The 22,552-nt window shown below is 73.6% G+C and carries 19 protein-coding genes; 10 read left to right on the forward strand and 9 right to left on the reverse strand.

All coding sequences use genetic code 11. The features are described from left to right. Nucleotides 1-244 precede the first annotated feature (244 nt). A complete protein-coding gene (locus ACZ60B_RS13925) occupies nucleotides 245-430 on the forward strand; it encodes a hypothetical protein (RefSeq protein ID WP_469386484.1) in 186 nt (61 codons plus the stop codon). Between the two features lie 160 nt (nucleotides 431-590). Here the strand turns inward: ACZ60B_RS13925 and ACZ60B_RS13930 are convergent, their stop codons facing one another. Continuing rightward, the gene (locus tag ACZ60B_RS13930; protein ID WP_469386486.1) at nucleotides 591-1,979 is read right to left on the reverse strand and encodes a S1 family peptidase; all 1,389 of its coding nucleotides are present in this window, start codon (nucleotides 1,977-1,979) and stop codon (nucleotides 591-593) included. Between the two features lie 195 nt (nucleotides 1,980-2,174). Here ACZ60B_RS13930 and ACZ60B_RS13935 point away from each other — a divergent pair, with 195 nt between their 5' ends. Both ACZ60B_RS13935 and ACZ60B_RS13940 read left to right on the forward strand, forming a co-directional pair. Continuing rightward, nucleotides 2,175-3,353, forward strand: a complete 1,179-nt coding sequence (locus ACZ60B_RS13935) for a MalY/PatB family protein (RefSeq protein ID WP_469386488.1) — start codon at nucleotides 2,175-2,177, stop codon at nucleotides 3,351-3,353. A 54-nt stretch (nucleotides 3,354-3,407) separates the two neighbouring features. Next, a complete protein-coding gene (locus ACZ60B_RS13940) occupies nucleotides 3,408-3,794 on the forward strand; it encodes a PPOX class F420-dependent oxidoreductase (RefSeq protein ID WP_469386491.1) in 387 nt (128 codons plus the stop codon). A gap of 52 nt (nucleotides 3,795-3,846) precedes the next feature. Here ACZ60B_RS13940 and ACZ60B_RS13945 read toward each other — a convergent pair whose 3' ends face one another. The 3 genes from ACZ60B_RS13945 to ACZ60B_RS13955 form a co-directional block, all read right to left on the reverse strand. Then, nucleotides 3,847-6,627, reverse strand: coding sequence for a S9 family peptidase (locus ACZ60B_RS13945; RefSeq protein ID WP_469386493.1), 2,781 nt, complete (start codon nucleotides 6,625-6,627; stop codon nucleotides 3,847-3,849). Nucleotides 6,628-6,788: 161 nt separating this feature from the next. Beyond that, complete coding sequence (locus ACZ60B_RS13950) at nucleotides 6,789-7,202, reverse strand: Zn-ribbon domain-containing OB-fold protein (protein WP_469386495.1); 414 nt, start codon at nucleotides 7,200-7,202, stop codon at nucleotides 6,789-6,791. Nucleotides 7,203-7,352: 150 nt separating this feature from the next. Then, complete coding sequence (locus tag ACZ60B_RS13955; RefSeq protein ID WP_469386497.1) at nucleotides 7,353-8,075, reverse strand: TetR family transcriptional regulator; 723 nt, start codon at nucleotides 8,073-8,075, stop codon at nucleotides 7,353-7,355. Between the two features lie 199 nt (nucleotides 8,076-8,274). Here ACZ60B_RS13955 and ACZ60B_RS13960 point away from each other — a divergent pair, with 199 nt between their 5' ends. After that, nucleotides 8,275-9,102 (forward strand): ATP-grasp domain-containing protein, encoded by an 828-nt coding sequence (locus ACZ60B_RS13960; RefSeq protein ID WP_469386499.1) that lies wholly within the window; start codon nucleotides 8,275-8,277, stop codon nucleotides 9,100-9,102. Nucleotides 9,103-9,164: 62 nt separating this feature from the next. After that, nucleotides 9,165-9,830: a peptidoglycan-binding domain-containing protein gene (locus tag ACZ60B_RS13965; protein WP_469386501.1), complete on the forward strand. Its 666-nt coding sequence runs from the start codon at nucleotides 9,165-9,167 to the stop codon at nucleotides 9,828-9,830. Nucleotides 9,831-10,069: 239 nt separating this feature from the next. Here the strand turns inward: ACZ60B_RS13965 and ACZ60B_RS13970 are convergent, their stop codons facing one another. Beyond that, on the reverse strand, nucleotides 10,070-10,453 hold the full coding sequence (locus tag ACZ60B_RS13970; protein WP_469386503.1) for a hypothetical protein: 384 nt from the start codon (nucleotides 10,451-10,453) through the stop codon (nucleotides 10,070-10,072). 286 nt (nucleotides 10,454-10,739) lie between these two features. Further along, nucleotides 10,740-11,687: a MurR/RpiR family transcriptional regulator gene (locus ACZ60B_RS13975; RefSeq protein WP_450664473.1), complete on the reverse strand. Its 948-nt coding sequence runs from the start codon at nucleotides 11,685-11,687 to the stop codon at nucleotides 10,740-10,742. A 144-nt stretch (nucleotides 11,688-11,831) separates the two neighbouring features. On the opposite strand from ACZ60B_RS13975, the gene ACZ60B_RS13980 reads away from it, so the two are divergent. After that, nucleotides 11,832-12,251, forward strand: coding sequence for a DUF3662 domain-containing protein (locus ACZ60B_RS13980; RefSeq protein WP_469386505.1), 420 nt, complete (start codon nucleotides 11,832-11,834; stop codon nucleotides 12,249-12,251). Here the strand turns inward: ACZ60B_RS13980 and ACZ60B_RS13985 are convergent. Beyond that, nucleotides 12,239-14,032 carry an ArnT family glycosyltransferase gene (locus ACZ60B_RS13985; RefSeq protein WP_469386507.1) on the reverse strand — a complete coding sequence of 598 codons (1,794 nt, stop codon included), beginning with the start codon at nucleotides 14,030-14,032 and terminating at the stop codon, nucleotides 12,239-12,241. The genes ACZ60B_RS13980 and ACZ60B_RS13985 overlap by 13 nt on opposite strands. Before the next feature lie 392 nt (nucleotides 14,033-14,424). On the opposite strand from ACZ60B_RS13985, the gene ACZ60B_RS13990 reads away from it, so the two are divergent. Next, the gene (locus tag ACZ60B_RS13990; protein ID WP_469386510.1) at nucleotides 14,425-16,257 is read left to right on the forward strand and encodes a hypothetical protein; all 1,833 of its coding nucleotides are present in this window, start codon (nucleotides 14,425-14,427) and stop codon (nucleotides 16,255-16,257) included. Between the two features lie 117 nt (nucleotides 16,258-16,374). On the opposite strand, the gene ACZ60B_RS13995 is transcribed toward ACZ60B_RS13990, so the two are convergent. Together ACZ60B_RS13995 and ACZ60B_RS14000 are read right to left on the reverse strand one after the other, a co-directional pair. After that, nucleotides 16,375-17,094 (reverse strand): nucleoside/nucleotide kinase family protein, encoded by a 720-nt coding sequence (locus tag ACZ60B_RS13995; protein WP_469386512.1) that lies wholly within the window; start codon nucleotides 17,092-17,094, stop codon nucleotides 16,375-16,377. 58 nt (nucleotides 17,095-17,152) lie between these two features. After that, nucleotides 17,153-17,791: a maleylpyruvate isomerase N-terminal domain-containing protein gene (locus ACZ60B_RS14000; protein WP_469386514.1), complete on the reverse strand. Its 639-nt coding sequence runs from the start codon at nucleotides 17,789-17,791 to the stop codon at nucleotides 17,153-17,155. Nucleotides 17,792-17,998: 207 nt separating this feature from the next. On the opposite strand from ACZ60B_RS14000, the gene ACZ60B_RS14005 reads away from it, so the two are divergent. The 3 genes from ACZ60B_RS14005 to ACZ60B_RS14015 all read left to right on the forward strand — a co-directional run bounded on the left by ACZ60B_RS14005 (nucleotide 17,999) and on the right by ACZ60B_RS14015 (nucleotide 22,537). After that, the gene (locus ACZ60B_RS14005) at nucleotides 17,999-19,369 is read left to right on the forward strand and encodes a TerD family protein (RefSeq protein ID WP_469386516.1); all 1,371 of its coding nucleotides are present in this window, start codon (nucleotides 17,999-18,001) and stop codon (nucleotides 19,367-19,369) included. Between the two features lie 88 nt (nucleotides 19,370-19,457). Next, entirely contained in the window at nucleotides 19,458-20,198 is a 741-nt protein-coding gene (locus ACZ60B_RS14010; protein ID WP_469386518.1) for a beta-phosphoglucomutase family hydrolase, read from the forward strand. Further along, nucleotides 20,195-22,537 carry a glycoside hydrolase family 65 protein gene (locus ACZ60B_RS14015; protein ID WP_469386520.1) on the forward strand — a complete coding sequence of 781 codons (2,343 nt, stop codon included), beginning with the start codon at nucleotides 20,195-20,197 and terminating at the stop codon, nucleotides 22,535-22,537. The genes ACZ60B_RS14010 and ACZ60B_RS14015 overlap by 4 nt, the downstream gene beginning before the upstream one ends. Nucleotides 22,538-22,552 lie beyond the last annotated feature (15 nt).

A 22,552-nucleotide genomic window follows, 5' to 3' on the forward strand; every position in this document is an offset into this window, starting at 1 on the left:
AGTGCGTGCCTTTCACTAGGACACTAGGAGAGGAACGTGTTCACCGCGGGAGCGGAACGATTATGACGTGAAGCGGTGGTTTCCGGCGCGAATCGACATGCGGGCGCACCCTCGGCGAATGGACCGCGATCGATCCGCGGTCCGGGTTCGATCGGAGTTCCGTCGGATGGACGTGATCAGTGACACTGTCGCATATGTCCGATAGGTTCCTTATTGCTCACATGGCCTTCACGCATCGAGACGTATGCTTCACGGCATGTCCACCAGTGTTGAACCCGTATCCGACCGATCGGCGGCGGAGGTCAACGAGGAGATCCGGGCCCTGTGGCTCCGGTCGGGCGGGACACTGAGCGGCGAGCAGCGCGAGGAGTACCAGCGGCTCGTCCTGGAGTGGGCCGCCGCGGTCCCGCAGGCGCAGCGGGCGGCCTGAGAGCCGTCCCTCCGGGAACGGCGCCGACGCGTCATCGCGTCATCGCCCTGGCGCGGCGAACGCCCGGGCGCCCTTCTCCCACCGGCTTCCGTGTGCCACGGCATCGCATCGATGCCGTGGCCACCGCGTCACCCCGTCCCGCAGATGCCGGGACGGGCCGTCATCCCCAGGTCGCCGAGTAGTACCGCTGATAGGCCTTGCGGTCCTGCTCCGCGCGGATGTACCGGGTGGCGAACAGCGCGATCAGACTCACCGCGATCACCAGCATGCCGGGGCCGAGGTTGTCCGGGTCCGTGAACACCGACAGCAGCGTCGAGTCCGTCGAGCCGGCCGCCACCGGAGCCGTCGACCCCGGCGAGGCGGCGCTGGGCGCGATCGCGCTGTGCGTGGCGGAACCGGACGGGGCCGAGGGGGCGGCCGACGAGGCCGCGCCGCCCTGACCGGCGGCCTGCTTCGACACGATCAGCTGCACCCCCAGCCCCGACAGCGCCCTGGTCACCGGCTGGAAGAACGTGGTGCCGCCGGTCGTGCAGTCCCCGCTGCCGCCCGAGGTCACGCCGAGAGCGATCCCCTCGGAGAACAACGGCCCGCCGCTGTCGCCGGGTTCGGCGCACACGTTCGTCTCGATCAGGCCCGTGACCGTGCCCTCGGGGTAGTTGACCGTCGAGTTGAGCGAGGTCACCGTCCCGTCGTGCAGCCCGCTGGTGCTGCCGCTGCGGAACACCCGCTGCCCGACGGTCGGATCGGCCGCGCCCGTGATCCGCACTCCGTTGCCGTTGCCGATGGCCACGATGTCGGCACCGTCGCCCGCCCGGCCGCTCGCGTACTGCACCAGTGAGAAGTCGGCGCCGGGGAACGAGCTGTCGACCGTCCTGCCGACCTGCTGGGTGGCCTGGTTGTCGGCGAACCACAGCGAACCGGTGGGCCCGCAGTGGCCGGCCGTGAGGATGAAGTCGCTCTGCCCGTTGGTCACGTTGAAGCCCGCCGAGCAGCGGCCCCCGGTCGACAGGATCGGCTGGGCGCCGTTGAGCCGCGTGGTGAACGCGCCGGTGGTGCGCTCCATCCGGACGAAACTGCCGATCTTGCCCGCCACCTGTGTCATCGCCGACCAGTCGGCCGCGGAGACCGTGCGGTCGGCCAGCACCACGACCTGGTTGGTGCGGGGGTCCACCGACCATGCCGTGCCGGCCACCCGGGGCGCCGAACGCAGCGCCGTCGTGGCCGACTTCAACTCGTTCATGCTGTGCCCGACCATCTTGGCCTCGGCACCCGCCCTGCGGACCTCGGCCGCCGCGTCCTCGTCGGTCACCGCCACGACCGGCTTGCCGTCGGCGCCGATCCAACTGCCCGCCGTACGGGCGGTGCCCAGCCGCGACACGAGCTGCGACCCGGTGTCCGCGACGGACTGCGCGGAGCTGCGCGGGACGGCGGACGCGGCCGGCTTCTCGCTCGCCATGGCCTGCGTCACCATCACCCCTCCCAGGAGGAGTCCGCCGACGGCCGTCAGTTGTGTCGCCCGCCGGACGACCCGTCGTCGTGCGTGCCTCATGCATGGCTCCCGAACCCCGAACGCGCGGTGGTCACACCGCGGGGCCCTCCGGTCATCGAGCGCCCGGACTCCCATACGTACGCCGACCGGCGGGTGTTCACCGCGCGCGAGATCGGCGCCGAACGCCCGGGATCCCCCACCCGCGCCCCGGACGCCTCGTTCCGGCGCACCGGCCGGCGGCCTATCTTGTGCCCCATGACACGCATCCCGCACGTCACGCCCGCCGAGCCGAACCCCCTGCGCGCACTCGGTCTCGACCGCCTGCGACGTCGTACGAGCATGAAGTGGCGCACCTATCCGCAGGACGTGCTGCCGCTGTGGGTGGCCGAGATGGACGTACCGCTCGCCGAGCCGGTCGTGCGCGCCGTCACCGACGCGATGGAGCTCGGCGACACCGGCTACCCCGCGGGCACCGCCTACGCCGAGGCGCTCGCCGCCTTCGCCGCCGCACGGTGGGGCTGGGACGGACTCGCGGTGCCGCGCACCGCGATCGTGCCGGACGTGATGCTGGGCGTGGTGGAGATGCTGCGGCTGGTGACCGGGCCGGGTGACGCCGTCGTCGTCGACCCGCCCGTCTATCCGCCGTTCTTCCAGTTCGTCGGCCACATGGACCGGCGGCTGTGCGAGGCTCCGCTCGGCCCGGACCTGCGTCTGGACCTCGGCGCGCTGGAGGAGGCCTTCCGCGGGGCAGTGGCCGGCGGAAGGCCCGCCGCCTATCTGCTGTGCAGCCCGCACAACCCGACCGGCACGGTGCACACCGCCGACGAGCTCACCGCGGTGGCCGCGCTCGCCGAGCGGTACGGGGTGCGCGTGGTCGCCGACGAGATCCACGCCCCGCTGGTCGTCGCGGGCGTGGACTTCGTGCCGTACCTGAGCGTGCCGGGCGGGGAGAACGGTCTGTCGCTGATGTCGGCCTCCAAGGGCTGGAACCTCGCCGGACTCAAGGCCGCCCTGGCCGTGGCGGGCCCCGCGGCCGCGGCCGACCTGGCCCGGCTGCCCGAGGAGGTGAGCCACGGGCCGAGCCATGTCGGCGTCCTCGCCCACACCGCCGCCCTGCGCGAGGGCGCCGCCTGGCTGGACGCCCTGCTGACCGGGCTCGACGACAACCGGCGCCTGCTCGCCGGGCTCCTCGCCGAGCACCTGCCCGCGATCGGGTACCGGCCGAGCGAGGCCACCTACCTCGCCTGGCTCGACTGCCGGGCGCTCGGCCTCGGGGACGATCCGGCGGAGGTCTTCCTGAAGCGCGGCCGGGTGGCCCTCAACCCCGGGACGGACTTCGGCACGGGCGGCGCCGGCCACGTACGGCTGAACCTCGCGACCTCGCCCGAGGTGATCACGGAAGCCGTGCACAGGATGGCGAAGGCGGTGGCCTGAGGGCGGCGTCGCCGGGCGGACGGGACCTTCGGAACACGCCCTAGACTGCGCCGCATGGACGAGACGTCGGTGGCCCGGCTCGGTGCGGGCAAGTATCTGCTGATCACCAGTTACCGCAAGAACGGCACGGGTGTGCCGACCCCGGTGTGGGTGGTGCGGGACGGCGAGGCCCTCGGTGCCTGGACGGTCGCCGACTCCTGGAAGGTGAAGCGGATCCGCGCCCGCGGCGACGTCCTGGTCGGCCCGTGCGACGTGCGCGGCAACCCGACCGGCGACCCGGTCCCCGCCACCGCCGAGATCTGCGACGCCGGGACCACCGCCCGCTACCGGGACCTCATCGCCCGCAAGTACGGCATCGTCGGCCGGCTCACCCTCCTCGGCAGTCGCCTGCGGCGCGGGACGGACGGCACGGTCGGGATCCGGATCACCTTCCCCGGCTGAGCCGGGAGCGGGCCGGCCGTACGACACGGCCGGCCCGCACCGGATTCCCGCGCTACGACGCGTCCAGCACCGTGCCGGTCAGCACCGGCCCGCCGCCCGGTTCACCGGAGTCGTCGACCCACTGGAAGCGCACCGACTCCTCGGGCTCGGCCACCCGGTCGCGCACGGTGGGCAGGCTCAGGTCCGCCCCGGTCCGTCCCGCGGGGACGGTCACCCAGAGGTACAGGTGCTCCACCGCGGACAGCGGGCGCTCCGGGTCGGCGGACGCGCCGGTCGTTTCCATGAGCCAGGCCGGGTCGACGTCCTTGGTGGACAGCTCGGCGCCGCCGGACACCGGGCGCACCACGAAGGTGGCGTACGTGTCCGTGTCGGCGGCCTCCGACAGGGACAGGTGCCAGCGCAGCGGATGCCCCTCGGCCACCCGGTCCGCGACCGGGGTGACCGACAACTTCGGCATCGGGTCGTCGTTGCGCACCAGGATCCCCCCGTGCGGTGTGCCGACCACCGCGCCCCGGACGGCCTTCACGAACACGTCGTGCGAGACGTCGTAGGAGAAGCGCGTGTTGCCCCGCACCCGCACCCGTACGTCGATGCCGGGTCCGCCCGCCCGGACCGTCACCAGCCGGTCCTTCGACCTGCCGGTGACGGGGTCGACGACGTACACCCGCACCTGGCCGCTGCCGTGGCCCGACACCCGCACCGGCACCCGGTAGGTGCGCACTCCGGAGTCGCCCTCCCGCACGGTGGTGGTGCCGAGGTCGACGCGCGGCAGCGCGGACGTGCGCACGGCCGGGGTGCCGGGCCGCCAGGCCCAGGCGTCCATCAGCCAGGCCCGGCCCGACCGGGTCCGGGGGGTGAGGTCGAGGGACTTCACCCGGCGCAGGTCGAGACCGGCGCGGGCGGCGGCCGTGAGCGGGACCCGTATCTCACGGGCCCAGTACGAGGAGGTCCGTTCGGTGCCCGGCAGACCGTCGACGCCGACCCGGCCGAGCGTGGCCCGCCGGCCGGCGGTGTCGGTGACCGAGACGTCCAGCCGGGTGCCGTGGGTGCCGGGCGGCACGATCACGCGCAGCGTCAGCGCCTTCGCGCCGCTCAGCGGGACCGGCTTCGCGGGGCGCACCCGTACCGGACGGCCGGCCGACGACCAGCGCAGGGCCACGGCCCTGCGGTCCTGCTCCCGGTCGACGTACCAGGGGACGAAGTGCGGCGAGGACCCCTTCGTGGCCGAGCCGAGACAGGCCGCGGCCGGGTCGGGATCCACCGCCGAGCACAGCTTCGCGCCGGACACCGTCACCGGGCCGTCCGGCAGGAACCCGGCGCCCCGGTTCCCGCCCACCGCGTGGGTCAGGACCCGGGCGGGATCCGCCGAGGGGGCCCGCCGGCCCGTGCCGTCGAGCAGTTGGCGCGCGCGGTCGTCGCCGGCGACGAACAGCCGGGCCGCGGTGGCGATGTAGGTGGCACCGGCCCGGTGCTGCCGGTCGGCGGTCAGCCGGGTCCGGGTGCCCTTGGAGCACACCGGGTCCGGCTGCTCGGGGTCGTCCCAGAAGTCGTCCTCGGCGGGCGCCACGGCCTGCCCCGGGGTCCACTCGCTGTTGAAGAAGTTGTGGTCGGCGCCGACCACGTAGACGGCGCTGTGCAGCGCGGCGCCCCGGCCGACCCCGCGGGTGCCGTCGACGTACACCTCGCCCTGGAGGTCGGAGACGTCACCGTCGCAGCCCGGCAAAATCGTCGCCGAGGGCACGTCGGCCACCGGGTTGTGTCCGAAGACCGTCGGGCCGATCAGGACGGTGCCGCGGATGTGCCAGCGCACCGGTCCGCGATAGCCGTCCTGGGCGGCGGGCGGGGGATAAAGACTGTCCATCGTGGCGCGGTTGACGCCTTCGCCGCCGCGCGAGTGCCCGACGAGCAGGACCCGGGACAGGTCGGCCTTCGGCGCCCGGCGCACCACCGCGGGAGCGCCGGCCGGGTGGGCGGCCCAGTCGGCCCAGCGGGCCAGGTGCCGCCGGACCAGCGACGAACGGGCCTGTGCGCCGCCGTCGTCGGCGGCGAAGTCCTGGCCGTTGACGCCGTTCGCGGACACCGACACCGTCACATAGCCCTGGGAGGCGAGGAGTTGTTGGTCGCGCAGATAGCCGCGGTAGCTCGGGATCGGCTTCGCGCCGGTCCGGCAGGGCCAGTCACCGGTCACGTCCGCCCCGGCGTAGCAGGTGGCGTGGCGGCCGTGCAGGAACAGCGCCAGCGGACGCCTGCCCGTGGTGCCTTTCGGCGCCACCACCACGGCGCGCATCTCGACCGGTGCGGCGAACCCGGGCAGGCGCACCGGGGCGAGGTCGTACTCGCCGGTGAGCGTGCGGAACGGGCCCGGCCTGCCGGGGTCGACCGAACCGGCGGGGAGCGGGGCGGGCGGCTGCGCGGCGGTGACGGAGGGGAGCCCGCCCGGTCCGCCATCGGGTGCGGTGGGCGCGCCGGGCTGGTCCAACCGGCGCCCGCCGGCCTGGACCCGAAGGTTCGTCAGATCGGTGGCGCGGGCGTCGGCCAGCTCCAGCCGGAACGTTCTGCCGTCACGGTCGGCCGACGGCACGCCGAGCAGCCCGCCCGCGGCGTGGAACTCCACGCGCGCGTCCCCCATGGGCACGGGCACGGACGACCGCCAGACCAGGGCGCGTTCGGCACCCGCCCCGGTGAGCCGCCAGCCCGGTGGCAGCCCGTCGTCGGAGACGGCGGCCGACGGCCGACTCCCGTGGGTCGGTCGGGCCTGCGCCAGTCCTGGTGATCCTGCCAGTGCCGCGAGCACCGCCACGGCGGCGACTGCGGTTCGCCGGGCACGGAACAATGTTCCCCTCCTCCAGCCTCGTGCGCGGGCGCCCCGTCCGTAACGGGGGCCTCTCGCCTACCGGAGGAGGGCAAAGGGAATCTGTGGGTTGCCTGTGTTGTGCGATCCGATGCGGTAATGGATCGGAAATCGGCCATTCATGACCGTTTCGCGGCAACCCCTCAGTGCCAGGCCCGGAAGGGCTCGTCGACGAGCTGGAAGACGGGCTCGCCCCGGACCGGGTCCTTGGCCGTGGACAGCCGTACGCGGTCGCCGCTGTGGATGCCGATGAGCGGTCCCATCACCCGGCCGCGGACGACGAAGCCCTCGGCCATCTCGATGAGCGACACATTGCGCGCGGCGGGGGTGTTGCGGTGCACCACCGTGGCGTGGCGCACGGTACCCGTGCCCTCGCTGCGCTCGGTGCGCAGGTCGCCGCCCTGACACGCCGGACACAGCAGCCGGTGGTACATCGCGGTGCCGCACCAGGTGCAGCGCTGGTAGAGGATCGTCTCGGTGTTCGCGGCCGCCGGTTCGAGCACGCCCGTGGCGGAGCCGGTTCCCTGCTGAACTGCGCTTCCTGAGTGGTGGTACACGCTGTCAACTCCCTGCGCCGAGCCGGAAACCGCGTGCCCGGAACGCCCGGGCACGCCTGTGCCCGGTCAGCCGTGCCACCGTGCACGGCCACAGCGTATGGCACTGAGTGTCACTCGTAAAGGCACTCGGTACCCCAAAATTGCGGGGGTTCAGTCGCGGGCCAGCGTGGTCTCGATCTCCTGCACCACGCGCCACAGGGGTGCCCCGCGCCGGGAGACGACCACGACGACGTCCTCCTGGTCCCCGGCCGGGCGCTCGGCGGCCGCCCCCGACGGCCGGGCGAAGGTCTCCTGGACATGGCCGAGCGCGTGGTCGACCGCGGCCCCGGCGTCGTCCTTGCCGTCCGAACGCAGCCAGGAGCGCAGCGCGTTGTTGTGCGCCGCGACCACGGCGGCCGCGATCACGTCGGCCCGCAGGGTGCCGTCCGGGCGGCCGGCGAAGCGGGCGCGCAGATACGCGGCCAGGGCGCGCTCGTAGCGCCACACCACCGACAGCTCGTACGCCCGCAGCCCCGGCACCTGCTTGGTGAGGCGGTAGCGCTGCACGGAGAACGCCGGGTTCTCGGCGTACATCCGCAGCACGAGCCGGGCCGCGTCGCAGACCCGCCGCACGGGTTCGTCCTCGTCGCCGCTCGCGGCCAGGAAGGCCGTCATGTCGGCGACGCAGCGCTCGTGGTCGGGGAAGACCACGTCCTCCTTGGAGGGGAAGTAGCGGAAGAACGACCGCCGGCCCACCCCGGCCAGCGCCACGATGTCGTCGACCGTCGTCTGTTCGTAGCCACGCTCCAGGAACAACTGGAAGGCCGCCGCGACCAGGGCGTCCCGCATGGGCGGCTTCGCGGCCGCCTCCTCCGCCTTGTTACTGGAGCTCATGGAGGGGAACGTAGCACCTGGTCCACCGGGATGGCACTCAGTTCCCTCTCGTGGGGGAACTGAGTGTCCCCCGTGAAGGCTCCGCGACGCCCGGCGTAACCTTCCTGCACCGCAGGGCACTGGCTGCACTGCCGGCCACCCGCCGCACCGCGGTACGACCACTGCCCCGCAGTACACCCGCTTCCGAGGAGACCCCGGCATGCCCGCCGCCCGCCCCCGCGTCCTCTATGTCACCGATCTGGCGTACCCGGCCCGCGGGCGCCGCTACTGCGACGAGGACATCTTCCTCACCGCCCGGCTGCGCGCGGACTTCGACCTGGCCCTGTGCCACCCGCGGGACGCCGCCGCCCTGATGGACGCCTTCGACGCCGTCGTGGTCCGCAACAGCGGCCCCGTCCTGGCGTACCAGGAGCAGTACGACGCCTTCCGCGAGCGGGCGCTGCGCGACGGCACCCGGGTCTACAACCCGCTGACCGGCAGTGCGGACATGGCCGGCAAGCAGTACCTCCTCGACCTGAGCGCCGCGGGCCTGCCCGTGATCCCCACCGTCGACCGCCCGGCCGACCTGGGGCTGCTGCCCGAGGCCGAGCACTACATCGTCAAGCCCAGGCTCGGCGCCGACTCCATAGGCCTGCGCACGGCCACCGCCGACGAACTGCCGGGCCTCGCCGACGGCACGGTCCTGGTCCAGCCGCGGATCGACTTCACGTACGAGGTCTCCTTCTACTTCGTCGACCACGACTTCCAGTACGCCCTGTACGCCCCGGACCCCGACCGGCGCTGGGAGCTCCGGCCGTACGAACCCACCGGTGAGGACCTGGAGTTCGCCCACCGCTTCATCGCCTGGAACACCCTCGACGCCGGCATCCAGCGGGTCGACGCCTGCCGCGCTCCCGACGGCCGTCTGCTGCTGGTCGAGCTGGAGGACCTCAACCCCTATCTCTCCCTCGACGCCCTCGACGAGACCCGGCGGGACGCCTTCGTGACCGCGACGGCGCGATCCCTGCGCCGCTTCCTCGCGGGCTGAACCCGGGCACCGGCACGCGCGTATCACTCCCCGGGGACCCCGAGGTACCGAAGGAGACCAGCGTGCCGACACCGCCCGAGCCCGGCGAGCCGTACGACCGCCCGGTCCTCGAACCGATCCGGGTCCTGCGCCCCCGCCGCACCGACGCGCTCGCGGACCTCTTCCGCGAGATGACGCAGGACGCCGCCTACGAGTCCGTGCCGGTGCGCGACGCCCCGGCCGCGGCCGAGGAGGAGACCCAGGAGCTGCCGCCCTTCCACGACCGGCAGGCACCGGGGAACGGCGGTCCCGCACGGCGCGGCGCCGGGTGGGGCGGCAGCCCGGGGCAGCGACGTGCCGCCATCGCCCTGGGTGTCTGCGCGGCGGCCCTCGTCGGCTTCGCCGGCGCCCTCCTGCTGCCCCGCATGAACGACGCCACCGCGGCCGCGCCCGCCCCGTCCGCCCCCGCTCCCGCCCCGACCGCCGCGGCGTCGACCGACCCCGACGGCGCCGGCACCCTGCGGGAGGGCGACTCCGGCCCCGAGGTGACCGACCTCCAGCAGCGCCTGCTGCGCATCCCGAACGTGTACGACCACGGAGCCACCGACGGCCGCTACGGCGCCGACCTCACCGAGGCGGTGGCCCGCTTCCAGCTCTGGTACGGCATCCGGGGCGACGAGTCCGGCGTCTACGGCGACGACACCCGCCGTGACCTGGAGGCGCGCACGACGGCGGCTGACGGCCAGTGAATCGAACACCGGGCAACGACTGGGGAAAGAGCCGTGATCGGGAGGTGGGTACGGCCTCACGATGACCTCGGGGGCCGACGCGACGGGGCGGCCGGCCCGCCTCGGACGAAAGCCCTTGCGATGACCGGCTCCCGCATTCCGGGCCTGCTGCTGCCCACCGCCTTCCTGCTGGCCCTCGTCGTGGGCGCGTTCTGGTACTGGAGACACCGCGACGACGACTGATCGTCCGGCCGGCGTGGTCAGCGGCCGGCGGTGCCGTGCTCCGCGAGCGCCTCGGTGACCGCCCGGACGCTGCGCGCGATGTGCTGGAGCTGCATGACCTCGGCCGCGTACAGCTTGATCGTGTGCTCGATGACCGACTCCGGCAGGCCCAGCCGCGGCAGATCGGCGCGCGCGGTCTGGAGCGCGGTGCGGGCGACCCGGATCTCCTGCTGGACCTGGATCGACGCGTGCCGGGCCAGGAGCACGGGGTGGCGCAGCAGCACCGGGTAGCTCGCGTAGCGGGCCGGGACCAGTTCCCGCAGCCACTTGGCCGCCGAGCGTTCCCAGTCGTAGCTGCCGGGCGTCTTGACCTGGCAGGGCCAGTCCGGGCTGATGCGCGTCGTCGTGAGAGTCATGATCATCGCTTCCGGGTGTGCGGCGTCGGGACGGGTGGTCCGACGAGGTGGGGCGGCCCCGGTCCAGGGGATGACCGGAGCCGCCACGGGCGCGCGCAGGCGACGCCCGACCGCGCCCCGGCGCCGACGTGGGTAGGGACGGCGGGCTCGGGGCGGGTGCGGCCGTGAGCAGTATTTATATATGCCGTTCGCTTTGCAAGGTGCATGAAAACATTCATGCGCGATCTGCTCCGAATGATCCGGGTGTGACGCCGTTTGACCATGGCGGGCACCGAGCAGGGGCGGGTCGCCGTCACTCCCGCAGGAAGAACTGGTGCTGCTCGGAGATCTGTTCGTACTCCTCCAGCCGCGCCTGGGTCCGCTCGGGCCCGGCGTCCGTCATCGCCTGGAGCAGCGCGGCGGCCAGCACGCCGGGCGCCGCGTAGGAGTCGAAGACCAGCCGCGAACCGGTGCCGGTGGCGAAGGTGACGTCGGCCTCGTCGGCGAGAGCCCCCAGCGCCAGGTCGGTGATCAGCGCGACCCGCAGTCCGGCACCGCGCGCGACCCGCAGCGCGGCCAGGGTCTCCTGCGCGTGCCGGGGCATGGAGAAGGCCAGCACCCAGGTGCCGCCCGCCGCACGGGACTGGAGCAGAGCGTCGTAGGCGACGCTGCCGCCCAGGGTCACCAGCCGCACGTCCGGATGGACGCGGCGCGCCGCGTACGCGAAGTACTCGGCCAGCGACACCGAGATGCGCAGCCCGAGCACCGTCAACGGCGACGACTCCGACAGCGCGCGGCCGATCTCGATCACCCGGTCGGGATCCGCGAAGTCGCGCCGCAGGTTCTCCAGGTTCTCGATCTCGGCGTCCACCGCCGCCTGGAGCTCGTTGCCCCGGTTCACCTCGTCCGCCGCGGGACCCCCGGCCAGGGTGCCCAGGGCGATCGCCTGGAGCTTCTCCCGCAGCGCGGGGTAGCCGCTGAAGCCCACCGCGGCCGCGAACCGCGTCACCGAGGGCTGACTCACGCCGACCCGGTCGGCGAGGTCGGTGATCGACAGGAAGGCGGCCTCGGTGATGTGCTCGATCAGGTACTGCGCGATACGCCGTTGCCCGGGAGACAGATGAGGACCGTCGAAGAGCGCCCTGAGCCGGGAGGTGGGGGAGACCTCCGCCTGCGGGTCGGTCTTCCCCGACGTGATCGCCGATGCCTGTGCGCGCGCCTGCTGCAACGAGGGGGCCGGCGCGTCTTCTTTGTCTCCCACAGAGACTCAACATAGCTCACCCACCGTGGTGACCAGGGATTGTGGAGCAGGCTCCGGCGCTCAGGACACCGGTGGGGATATCCGGGCGCGCCCCGGGCACCCGACGCCGAGGAACACCGACCCCGAGCAGGCAGGTGAACACACATGGGTGCGCTCAGCGCATTGGAACTGACTCTGGAGCACCACTGGGAGGCCCTGTGGGCCCGCGTCGTCGGCAAGGAGCCGGTCGAGCTGCTCGCCGCGCTGCGCCGCGAGTGCGACGACCACGCCGTGGTGTGCAGCGAACGCCTCGTCGTGGTCCCCAACGCCTACGACGTCGAGCTGGACGCCACCGTCCACGACGAACTGACGCGCCGGGACAGCGCCGTGGGCCAGGCCCTGACCGACAGCCTGGCCCGGCACGCGGATCGCGAGGGCTACGCGTGGGCGGGACCGCTCACGGTCCGTGTCGTGCGGTCCCCGGACGTGCCCAACGGCCGCTACCGGGTGGCGAGTCGAGTGATGCCCCACGTCAGCGCGGAGGAGTTCGCCGCAGCCGCGCCCCGGGGCCGTCACCGCCGGTAGATAGTGATCGAGTGGCCGACCTCGTCGATCTCGCGGCTGCCGTGGATCAGCGCGGCCAGCCGCCCCGTCGCCTTGGCCACGGCCGAGTCGGACACGACCAGCAGCCCGCGCACCTCGGCGGTGGGCCGCCTGCGCGGATCGGCCGCGTGGATGCCGTAGTACGACGGCACCCCGCTGCCCTTGTACACCAGCCAGACCCGCTTGCCCCGGTAGTGATCGCGCAGCCGGTCGGCCAGCGCGCCCAGGTCCTGGCCCCAGTCCACGTTGGAGTCGTGCAGCCGCAGATGGGTTCTGGCGGGCCCGCCGAACGCCTCGTTGGAGTACGGCAGGTAGTACGGGAACGTGCGCATCGAGCTGATCGCCACGAACAGCACCAGCGTCCACGTCACCACCGGCGTCCACCGTCGGCGTACCGCCAGGGCACAGCCCGCCGCCACCGCCAGGAACACCGGCATGAACAGCGCGTAGCGGGTGCCGAAGTCCCGCGACCCCAGCATCGCCGCCGCGAGCAGCACGGCCGTCGGCGCGAGCAGATAGGGCGCGGCGGGCCGCAGCCGTCGTACCGTCACCAGCGCGAGCGCGCCCGCCGCCCACAGGGCCAGCATGCCCAGCGGCGTCTTCACCAGCAGCGCGGCGGGCAGGTAGTACCAGAGCGAGCCGGAGTACACATGCCCGAACAGGAAGCCCTGCCAGGGGGCGTTCTCGAAGGCGAACTGGATGCGCATGCCGTCCCGGTAGGCGTCCGGGAAGGGCATCAGGCGCACCAGGAGGCCGTGCAGCCCGTGCGCGGCGGGGATGTGCTGCTCGGGCGTCCACCGCAGCCGCGGGTCGACCGCCAGATACACCGCCCACACGACGGCCACGGCGGTCAGCGCCACCACGGCCGCGCCCGCCACGGCCCCCAGGAGCGCGCCACGCCGGTCCGCGCCGGTCCGCGACAGCGCGCCGATCCGCGACAGTGCGCCACGCCGGGCCGGGGGAGCGGCGGGGGCCGCGGGCGGCACGTCCCCCCGCCGACCGTGCCACACCCACACGGACCCGGCGGCCAGGGCCATCAGCACCGGAACCGCGGGCAGCGCGGACATCTTCGTGGCCAGCGCGGCGCCGAGCGCCACCCCGGACAGCGGCAGCCAGAGCCGCGGGCGCCGCCGGGCCCGCCACACCAGCCAGACCGAGGTGACCAGGAAGCCGGTCACCGGGAGATCGAGCGTGGCCAGCGAACCCTGCGCGATCACATCGGGGGAGAAGGCGTACAGCGCGAGCGCCGCGACCGCGCCCCGCGCCCCGACCAGGTCCCGGGCGAAACCGAACACGACCAGGCCGAACAGCAGGGTCAGCGTGATCACCGGCAGCCTGGCCCACAGCATCAGCCGCCAGGGGTCGTTCCCGGACTCGTACAGCAGATGGCGCCCGACCTGGCCCTGGTCACCGGTGAAGGCCAGGTCGACATGCGGATCGGCCAGCGCCACCCCGACCCCGACGATCAGCTTCCCGAGCGGCGGATGCTCGGGGTTGTAGCGCAGCCGGTGCTCGTGCAGGGAGACCGCGGCCGTGCCGACGTACACCGGTTCGTCGATGGTCGGGGTCTGCCGTAAGGCCGTGGTCACCATCGCCACGGCCATCTGGGCCAGCAGCACGACCACGACCAGCGGCAGCACCCGGCGCCGGTGCCGCCGCAGCCACTGTCGGGTCCGCCCCGCCGTCACGGCCGGTCCGGCGGCCGCCGGACCGGCCGGATCCTCACGGTCGAGCACGACCGTCGTCTCTTCGCTCGCCATCATCCGCCCCGGGGTCCGGCCCGCGTGGGCCGGCGGGAGCGATCCTGAGTCGCCTCATGGACGTACTCTGCCTCAGCTCCCGCCCCACGGGGCGGCACCGCTTCAGGAGTCGTACCGACAGACTTTCCGCCGTGTGGACAGGTACGGCCGGCGGCGGGCCGGGGTTCAGTTCCCCCGTGCGCGGACCGCCCGCGCGCCGGTCGGGTGCCGGGTCCGCGCCCCGTGCGACGGCGCGGCGACCGTGTGCCGGGACCGCGGGCCGGGCCCGGCGCACCCGCCACACGATGTTCGTCCGGTGGACGTCCGCACTCCCGCCCGTGCTCATCTGCTTCCCCGACCGTCCGACGAAGCCGGCCGGGAGCACGGCGACCGCCGCGACGAAGGGCCGAGCACACATGCACCTTCCCCACCAGCGCGGCCCGTTGCACGACCTGCCCGACAGCCCGCAGGCGTACGACGCCGTCCTCGCCGACGTCACCGAGCAGGCCCTGGCCCGGCTGACCCCGGACGGCAGCCTCGAACACCCCGCCGGGGGCGACGACATCGGCGACACCTCGCTCGGCGTCACCTCGCTGCTGGCGCTCGCCTGGCAGCGCTCCCGGGACCCGCGCCTGCCCGCCGCGGTGGGCCGCAGCCTCGCCTTCCACCTCCGCGAGCGCGTCCACCGCGAGGACAACCCCGGCTACCCCAACCTCCGGCGGCGCGACACCCGACTGCCGTACGCCCGCTATGTCCTGGAGACCGGCGCGCACCCGGTCGGCGACTGGCCGAGCACGGTGTGGGCGCTGCTCCAGGCGGTGAACGTGCTGGACGCGGCGGACGGGCTGGTCGCCGACGCCCAGCGCGCGCAACTGCGCGACACCGCGCACGGCTACTGGCACTGGCTGACCGAGGCGACCTTCTTCAACCCGCAGGAGGCGGGCAACCAGGCCATCGGCTGCGTCGTGGGCGGACTGATGCTGGCCCGCCATCTGCCGCCGCGGCAGGGGGAGTCGGTGCGTTCACGCGCGCTCACCCTCTACGCCGATGAGATCCGCGCCCACCGCGTCCGCGACCGGGGCGCGCTGCTGCCCCCCGAGCACCGCGGCGCGTACGACAACAACTACGGCCCGATCTCCCTCTCCTTCCTCGCCCAGGCCCACCGGGTCAGCGGCGAGGCGATGTTCGCCGAGGACGGGGACGCGCTGGCCCGCTACCTCGACGCCCGGCTGACCAACGGCGGCTTCGACATCGGCGGCCCCCGCTACAGCGAACAGCACTCCGGCTTCGAATCGGTCCTCGGGCTGCGCTACTTCGGCCGACGCATCGGCTCCGACCTGGGCCGCTACCGGGGCGACAGCCGCTGGGGCCGTCATGCGACCAGGGCCGACGGCGGTCTCGACGGCCACTTCGCGTTCATGCTGGTCTGGCAGATCCAGGACCCCACGCGCTGGCACCGCGCGCCCGCCGCCCCGACGACGCGGCACCAACTGCGCGCGGGCACCGTCTCGGTGGCCTTCGACGACCGGATGACCCCGGCGCTCGTCGAGGCGGCGGGCACGTACCTCCTCGCCGCCGCGGTGAACCGTCAGCACGGCTTCGGACCGGTGCTCGACGGCTTCCTGATGTGCCGTCCGACGGGCGAGGTCCGGGTCCGGGACGTGCGCGCGGACGGCCTGACGGCCAAACTGGTCACCAAGCCGGTCGTCGGCCGCGACCACGTCCTGCGCCATGTGCGGTCCCTGTACGTCACCGACGGCACGAGCCTGTGGACGACGGTCGTCGTGCAGCGGCTGGACGGCAGCCCGTACCTGCTGGCCGGACTGCCCTACGCCGCCGACGACGGCGACCGGGTACGCAGGACCGCGCGGGCACACGTGACGGGTGCGGGCCCGCTGCGGCTCACCCACCCCCGCTCCACCGGCGTCGACCACTTCGACGCCCGCGCCGACACCACGCAGGAGCAGGCCGCCTTCGCCCTGGCCGCCGACCCGCGGGTGTACGGCAACCCCGACGAGGGCTGGCGGCACCTGGTGTCCTCCAGCGCGCTGGAGGCGGACCCGGCACCCGGCGCCCCGGAGCACCTGCACGTGTTCGCCGTGCGCTACGGTCCCGAGGGCGGTCCGTTCGTCCCCGCCTTCGAGGACGGCGGTACGGGCCTGACGGTCCGCACGGAGGCCTTCACCGCACTGATCGGGCAGCCGGCGGGCGACGCGTCGGGGGAACCGGAGTTGACGCTGCACGCGTGAGCGGCGAGCGGCCCGCACCGGCGCCGGGGCGGGCCGCGGCCGGCCCGCACCGGGTCACGGACCCCCGCGTCCGCCCCGCACCGGGTCACGAACCCCCGCGGCCGCCCCGCACCCGGGTCAGGCGTCCGCCGGGGCCTGCGGCACGGCCGCCTCCGGTACCACCAGATCAGCCCGCTCCCGGGTCCCCGCGACCAGGTCGGCGTTGCGCTGGTCCGTGCCCAGCACCCACGCCACGGCCTCCTCGTGCCCCTTGCCGAACTCCTCGTGCCGGGCCACCAGTCGCCGGATCCGCTCCTGCTCGTCCACCTCGCAGAACCACACCTCGTCCAGCTCCGGCCGCACCCGCGCCCACGCACCCGACTCCAGCAGCAGGTAGTTGCCCTCCGTCACGACCAGTCGTGCCGTCGACGGCACCGGTACCGCCCCCGCGATCGGCTGTTCCAGCACCCGTTCGAACCCGGGCGCGTACACGATGTCGTCCCCGTCCGACTCCTCCCGCAACCGCCGCAGCAGCGCCGCGTAACCGGCGGCGTCGAAGGTGTCCGGCGCGCCCTTGCGGTCGCGGCGGCCGAGCCGGTCCAGCTCCACGTCGGCGAGATGGAAGCCGTCCATCGGGACGTGCGCGACCCAGGCGGGCCCGTCCCCGTTCAGCTCCCGGACCAGCCAGGCGGCGAGCGTGCTCTTGCCCGCTCCCGGGCTCCCGGCGACCCCGAGGACCGCCCGCCGCCCCGGCCGCACGAGCGCGGCGGCCCGGCGCAGCAGGTCGGCGGCGGTCAGGCGCGAGGCACCCGTCCCCGAAGGCGGATCGGACTCGGCGGGCGGTGCGTCATGGGACATGAGCCGATCATCCAGCCGATCAGCCGCCCTGACCAGGGAACGGGACAGCCGAACCGCCTCAGAGCGCGTTGATCGCCGACGGCGCGCGTTCCGCGCGGGTCAGGGCACGCAGCAGCGCCGTCCGGCCGTGCCGACGGGCGGCGAGTCTGGCCAGCAGGGCCAGCACGGGTTCGAACGCGGCGGCCGGGATCTCCGGTGCGCGGACGCCCACGCTGACCGCCAGATCGTCCATGTGCACGGCGAGTTCCGTCATGCGCGTCACGAGGAAGTCGTCGAGGCTCAGAGCCCAACCCGTCTGGGGCATGAAAACGGCCCGGTCGCCCCGGATCCCCGGCAGGGCGAACCGCTGTCCGGCGAGTTCCGCGCGGGCCTGGTCGAGCAGCGCCCGCGGACCCCCGGACGCGATCTGCTCCCCCTTCGCCCGGATACCGGTGTTCACCTCACCGTCGAGCGGCGCATCGATCCACGCGGCGCGCGCATAGTGCTCGAGCAGAGGGATCGGCGGCGTCTGCCCGGACGCGGATTCCCGCAGGGCCGGGGTCACGCTGAAGATCTGGTACGCGAGATGACCGGCCAGGGCGGCGACGGTCATCTCCGCCAGCGCGCTCGGCTTCTCCCAGGAAGCGGCGACTTCCGGCGCGCCCAGCAACGTCACCGCCTGGGCCGCGGCACCCAGATACGCGTCTGCGAGACCCATCACGCCCCCTGCGACCGGCTGTCCCCGGCAGCGGTCGGCGACCGGGCGGCACACCTGATGATAGGTGCGGGAACTCCGTCCGGGGCGGGATGCGGAACTTCCGGGCGCACCGCGGTCGCGGCCGTCGGGACGAGGAGGGGCTCGGCCCCGCGGCCGTGATGTGACAAGGTGTGACGAAGTCGACGGGGAGACAACGGGGAGGACGGCATGCCCGAGCTTCGCAAGGGTGAGAACACGGCGGTGGGCTCCGGGCTCGTCACCGTCGAACTGCGCGCGGTGGGTGACGCGGTCGACCTCAGTGCCCTGCTGGTCTCGGCGGACGGGAAGGTCAGGTCCGACGACGACCTGGTCTTCTACAACCAGCCCTCCGCCGAGTCCGGAGCCGTCCGGCACCTGGCCGCCGACGCCGAGGGGCCCGAGCGGATCGCCGTGGATCCGGCCGCGCTTCCCGCGGACGTGGACCGGGTCGTCCTGGTGGGCAGCTGCGACCCCGACGACACGACCCGCACCTTCCGTGAGGTCAAGGACGTGCTGGTACGTGCCGAGCAGGACGGCGCCGAACCGGTGCGGTTCTGTCAGCCCGCCCTCGTGGACGGCGAGCGTGCCGTGCTGCTGATGGAGCTCTACCGCCGGGGTCCGGTCTGGAAGCTGCGCGCCATCGGGCAGGGCTACGCCGACGGACTGGCCGGCCTCGCCACCGACTTCGGCATCCGGGTCGAGGAGCCGCAGCAGGTCTCGGCCGCGGAGGGCCGCGACACCGATCACGGCGGGCCCTCGCTCGACGCCCCGGCGACGGCGACGTGGCCGGAGCCCGGTCCGCAGGCCGTCGCCGCCGCGGGTCCGACGAGCCTGCGCAAGCCCCCGCTGGGCAGGGTCAGCCTCGACAAGGGCGGCCGGATCTCCATCGGATTGGACAAGGCGGACCGCGAGTCGGTGGTCACCGCCTCCCTGGAGTGGGACGGCGGCAGCGACCAGCGCCGCAGGATGGGCGCCGACCTCGACCTCTACGCCCTGTTCGTGCCCGCCGCCAAGGCCGTGCGCGGGGGGACGGCGCCCGGCACCCTCGTCAAGGCCGGTCATGTGGCGCAGGGCGAGCCGCTGCGGCCCGGGTCGGCGGTCGCCGGGACCGCCTCGGACACGGCGAAGAAGGACAAGGGCGCCGACGTCGTCTACTACAAGGACCTCGGTTCGGTGCAGAGCCCGCCCTACATCCGCCTCGACGGCGACGCACGCGCTCCGGGCCGTGAGTCGATCCGTATCGTCCGCCCCGACGAGCAGGGATACGTCCTGCTGTGCGCCTACTCCGCCGTCAGCAACGGCTTCGGCTCCTTCCGCAGTTTCGGCGCGCGGGTCGTCGTCGACGACGGGCGCGGTTCCACCGTCACCGTCCCGCTCTTCGAGAACACCAAGACCCGCTACTGGGTGGCGATCGCCCTCGTCGACTTCACCGGAGCCGACGGTGCGGCGATCCACCACATCGAGGCCTACAGCGGCCGGATGACGGAACGCCGTCCGGTCCTGCACCCGGACGGCACCATCACGATGAACGCGGGACCGGTGGAGTTCAAGCGGCGCTGACCGCCGGTCCACGGACCCAGGACGCCGGATCCGCGAGATGTGGCGCGCGCCACCCCGTGGACGGCGTCCGGCGGGGAACGGTGAAGGTATGACGGAGCTCGGTCTGCCCGAAAACATCCTGGCCTGCCTCTTCGACCTCGACGGGGTCGTCACCAAGACCGCCGTGGTGCACGCGGCCGCCTGGAAGGAGACGTTCGACGCGTTCCTGCGCGAGCGCGAGGGCGGGCGTTTCCGGCCGTTCGACGCCGTGGCCGACTACGCCGCGTACGTCGACGGCCGTCCGCGAGCCGACGGGGTACGCACCTTCCTCGCCTCCCGCGACATCGAACTGCCGGACGGCACGGCGGACGACCCGCCGGACGCCGGCACCGTCCACGGCCTCGGCAACCGCAAGAACGAAGTGCTCCTGGAGAAGATCCGCACCCAGGGCGTCGAGGCCTACGACGGCACCCTGCGCTACATCGACGCCGTCCGCGCGCGAGGCCTGCGGACCGCGATCGTCTCCTCCAGCGCCAACACCCTCGACGTCCTGCGCTCGATCGGCGCCGAGCACCTCTTCGACGTACGCGTGGACGGGGTGGTGGCCGCCGAGCGGAAGCTGCCGGGCAAGCCGCACCCCGACACGTTCCTCGCCGCCGCCCACGACCTCGGGGTGCCGCCCGGCCGCGCCGCCGTCTTCGAGGACGCGCTGGCCGGGGCGGAGGCGGGCCGCGCCGGGCACTTCGGATACGTCGTCGGCGTCGACCGGACCGGACAGGCCGACGCCCTGCGCGCACACGGCGCGGACGTCGTCGTGAAGGACCTCGCCGAACTGGGAGGCCGGGCGTGATCACCCACCGCTCGTACACCGTGGAGCCGTGGACCGTACGCGAGACGGCCCTCGACCTCGACGTGCTCGCCCAGAGCGAGTCGGTGTTCGCGCTGTCCAACGGCCATGTCGGCTGGCGCGGCAACCTCGACGAGGGCGAGCCGCACGGCCTGCCCGGCTCCTACCTCAACGGCGTGCACGAACTGCACCCGCTGCCCTACGCCGAGGCAGGCTATGGCTACCCCGAGTCCGGCCAGACCGTCATCAACGTCACCAACGGCAAGGTGCTGCGGCTGCTCGTCGACGACGAGCCCTTCGACCTGCGCTACGGACGGCTCGTCGCCCATGAACGCACCCTCGACCTGCGCGCGGGAGTGCTGGAACGGGTCTGCGAGTGGACCTCGCCCGCCGGGACGACCGTACGGGTGCGCTCGACGCGGCTGGTCTCGCTCACCCAGCGGGCGATCGCCGCCGTGGCGTACGAGGTGGAGGCCGTCGGCGGGCCGGCCCGGGTGGTGATCCAGTCGGAGCTGGTCGCCAACGAGAGCCTGCCCGAACCGGACGGCGACCCGCGCGCGGCCAGGGCGCTGCGCTCGCCGCTGGAACCGGAGGAGGACTTCGCCGTCGGCCGGCGGCTGCGCCTGGTGCACCGCACCCGGCGCAGCGGTCTGCGGGTGGCCGTCGCCGCCGACCACACCGTGACCGGCCCCGAGCGGACCACCACGAGCGCCGAGAGCAACGTCGACGTCGCCCGGCTCACGGTCACCGCCGTGCTGGAGCCCGGGGAGCGGCTGCGGGTGGCGAAGCTGGTCGCCCACGGCTGGTCCGGCGCCCGCTCCCGGCCCGCGATGAGCGACCAGGTCGAGGCAGCCCTGGCGGCGGCCGCGCACAGCGGCTGGCAGGGCCTCCTCGACGACCAGCGGGCCTACCTCGACGACTTCTGGGCGCGCGCGGACGTCGAGGTCGACGGCGACGAGGAGATCCAGCAGGCGGTCCGCTTCGCCCTCTTCCACGTCCTCCAGGCCGGAGCCCGGGCCGAACGGCGTGCGATACCCGCCAAGGGGCTCACCGGCTCCGGCTACGACGGCCACGCGTTCTGGGACACCGAGACCTTCGTCCTGCCCCTGCTCACCCACACCGCGCCGCAGGCCGTCGCGGAGGCGCTGCGCTGGCGGCAGAGCACCCTGCCCGCCGCCCGCGCCCGCGCCGCCCAACTCGGCCTGCGCGGCGCCGCGTTCCCCTGGCGGACCATCGAGGGCTCGGAGGGGTCCGCGTACTGGCCGGCGGGCACCGCCGCCTTCCACGTCAACGCCGACATCGCGGACGCGGCGGTGCGCTACACCCAGGCCACGGGCGACACCGACTTCGAACGCGAGACCGGGCTCGAACTGCTGGTGGAGACCGCCCGGTTGTGGCGTTCGCTGGGCCACCACGATCCGCGCGGCGCCTTCCACATCGACGGCGTGACCGGGCCCGACGAGTACAGCGCCGTCGCGGACGACAACACGTACACCAACCTCATGGCCCGTACGAACCTGCTGGCCGCCGCCGACACCGCCGAACGCCATCCCCGGGAGGCCGCCCGGCTCGGCGTCGACGCGGAGGAGAGCGCGGCCTGGCGGGACGCGGCGCAGGCGATGCACATCCCCTACAACCACGAACTCGGCGTGCACGAGCAGCACGAGGGCTTCACCCGCTACCAGCGCTGGGACTTCGCGGGCACCCGGCCCGACCAGTACCCGCTGCTGCTGCACTTCCCGTACTTCGACCTCTACCGCAAGCAGGTCGTCAAACAGGCGGACCTGGTCCTCGCCATGTACGTCTGCGGAGACCACTTCGACGACGAGCAGGTCGCCCGCAACTTCGCCTACTACGAACCGCTGACCGTACGGGACTCCTCGCTCTCGGCGTGCTGTCAGGCCGTGGTCGCCGCCCAGGCCGGCCATCTCGACCTCGCCCACGCCTACGCGGCCGAGGCGGCGCTGATGGACCTGGCGGACCTGGAGCACAACACCCGCGACGGACTGCACATCGCCTCGCTGGCCGGCACCTGGACGGCGCTGGTGGCGGGCTTCGGCGGGCTGCGCCGCGACGACGGCACCCTCCGGTTCGCGCCCCGACTGCCCGAGCGGCTGGGCCGGCTGGCCTTCACCCTCCAGCACCGCGGCCGTCGCCTGCGCGTGGAGATCGGGCAGAAGGCGGCCACGTACACCCTGCTGTCCGGGCCGCCGCTGACCCTGCGCCACCACGGCGAGTCCCTGGCCCTGAGCGGCGACGACCCGCAGGTCCGGCCGGTCCCTCCGCCGCCGTTCCGCCCGGCCCCCGAACAGCCCACCCACCGTTCCCCGAAGCCACGTTGACCCGCGGGGCACGGC

The sequence above is a fragment of the Streptomyces sp. NPDC104096 genome (assembly GCF_055584385.1).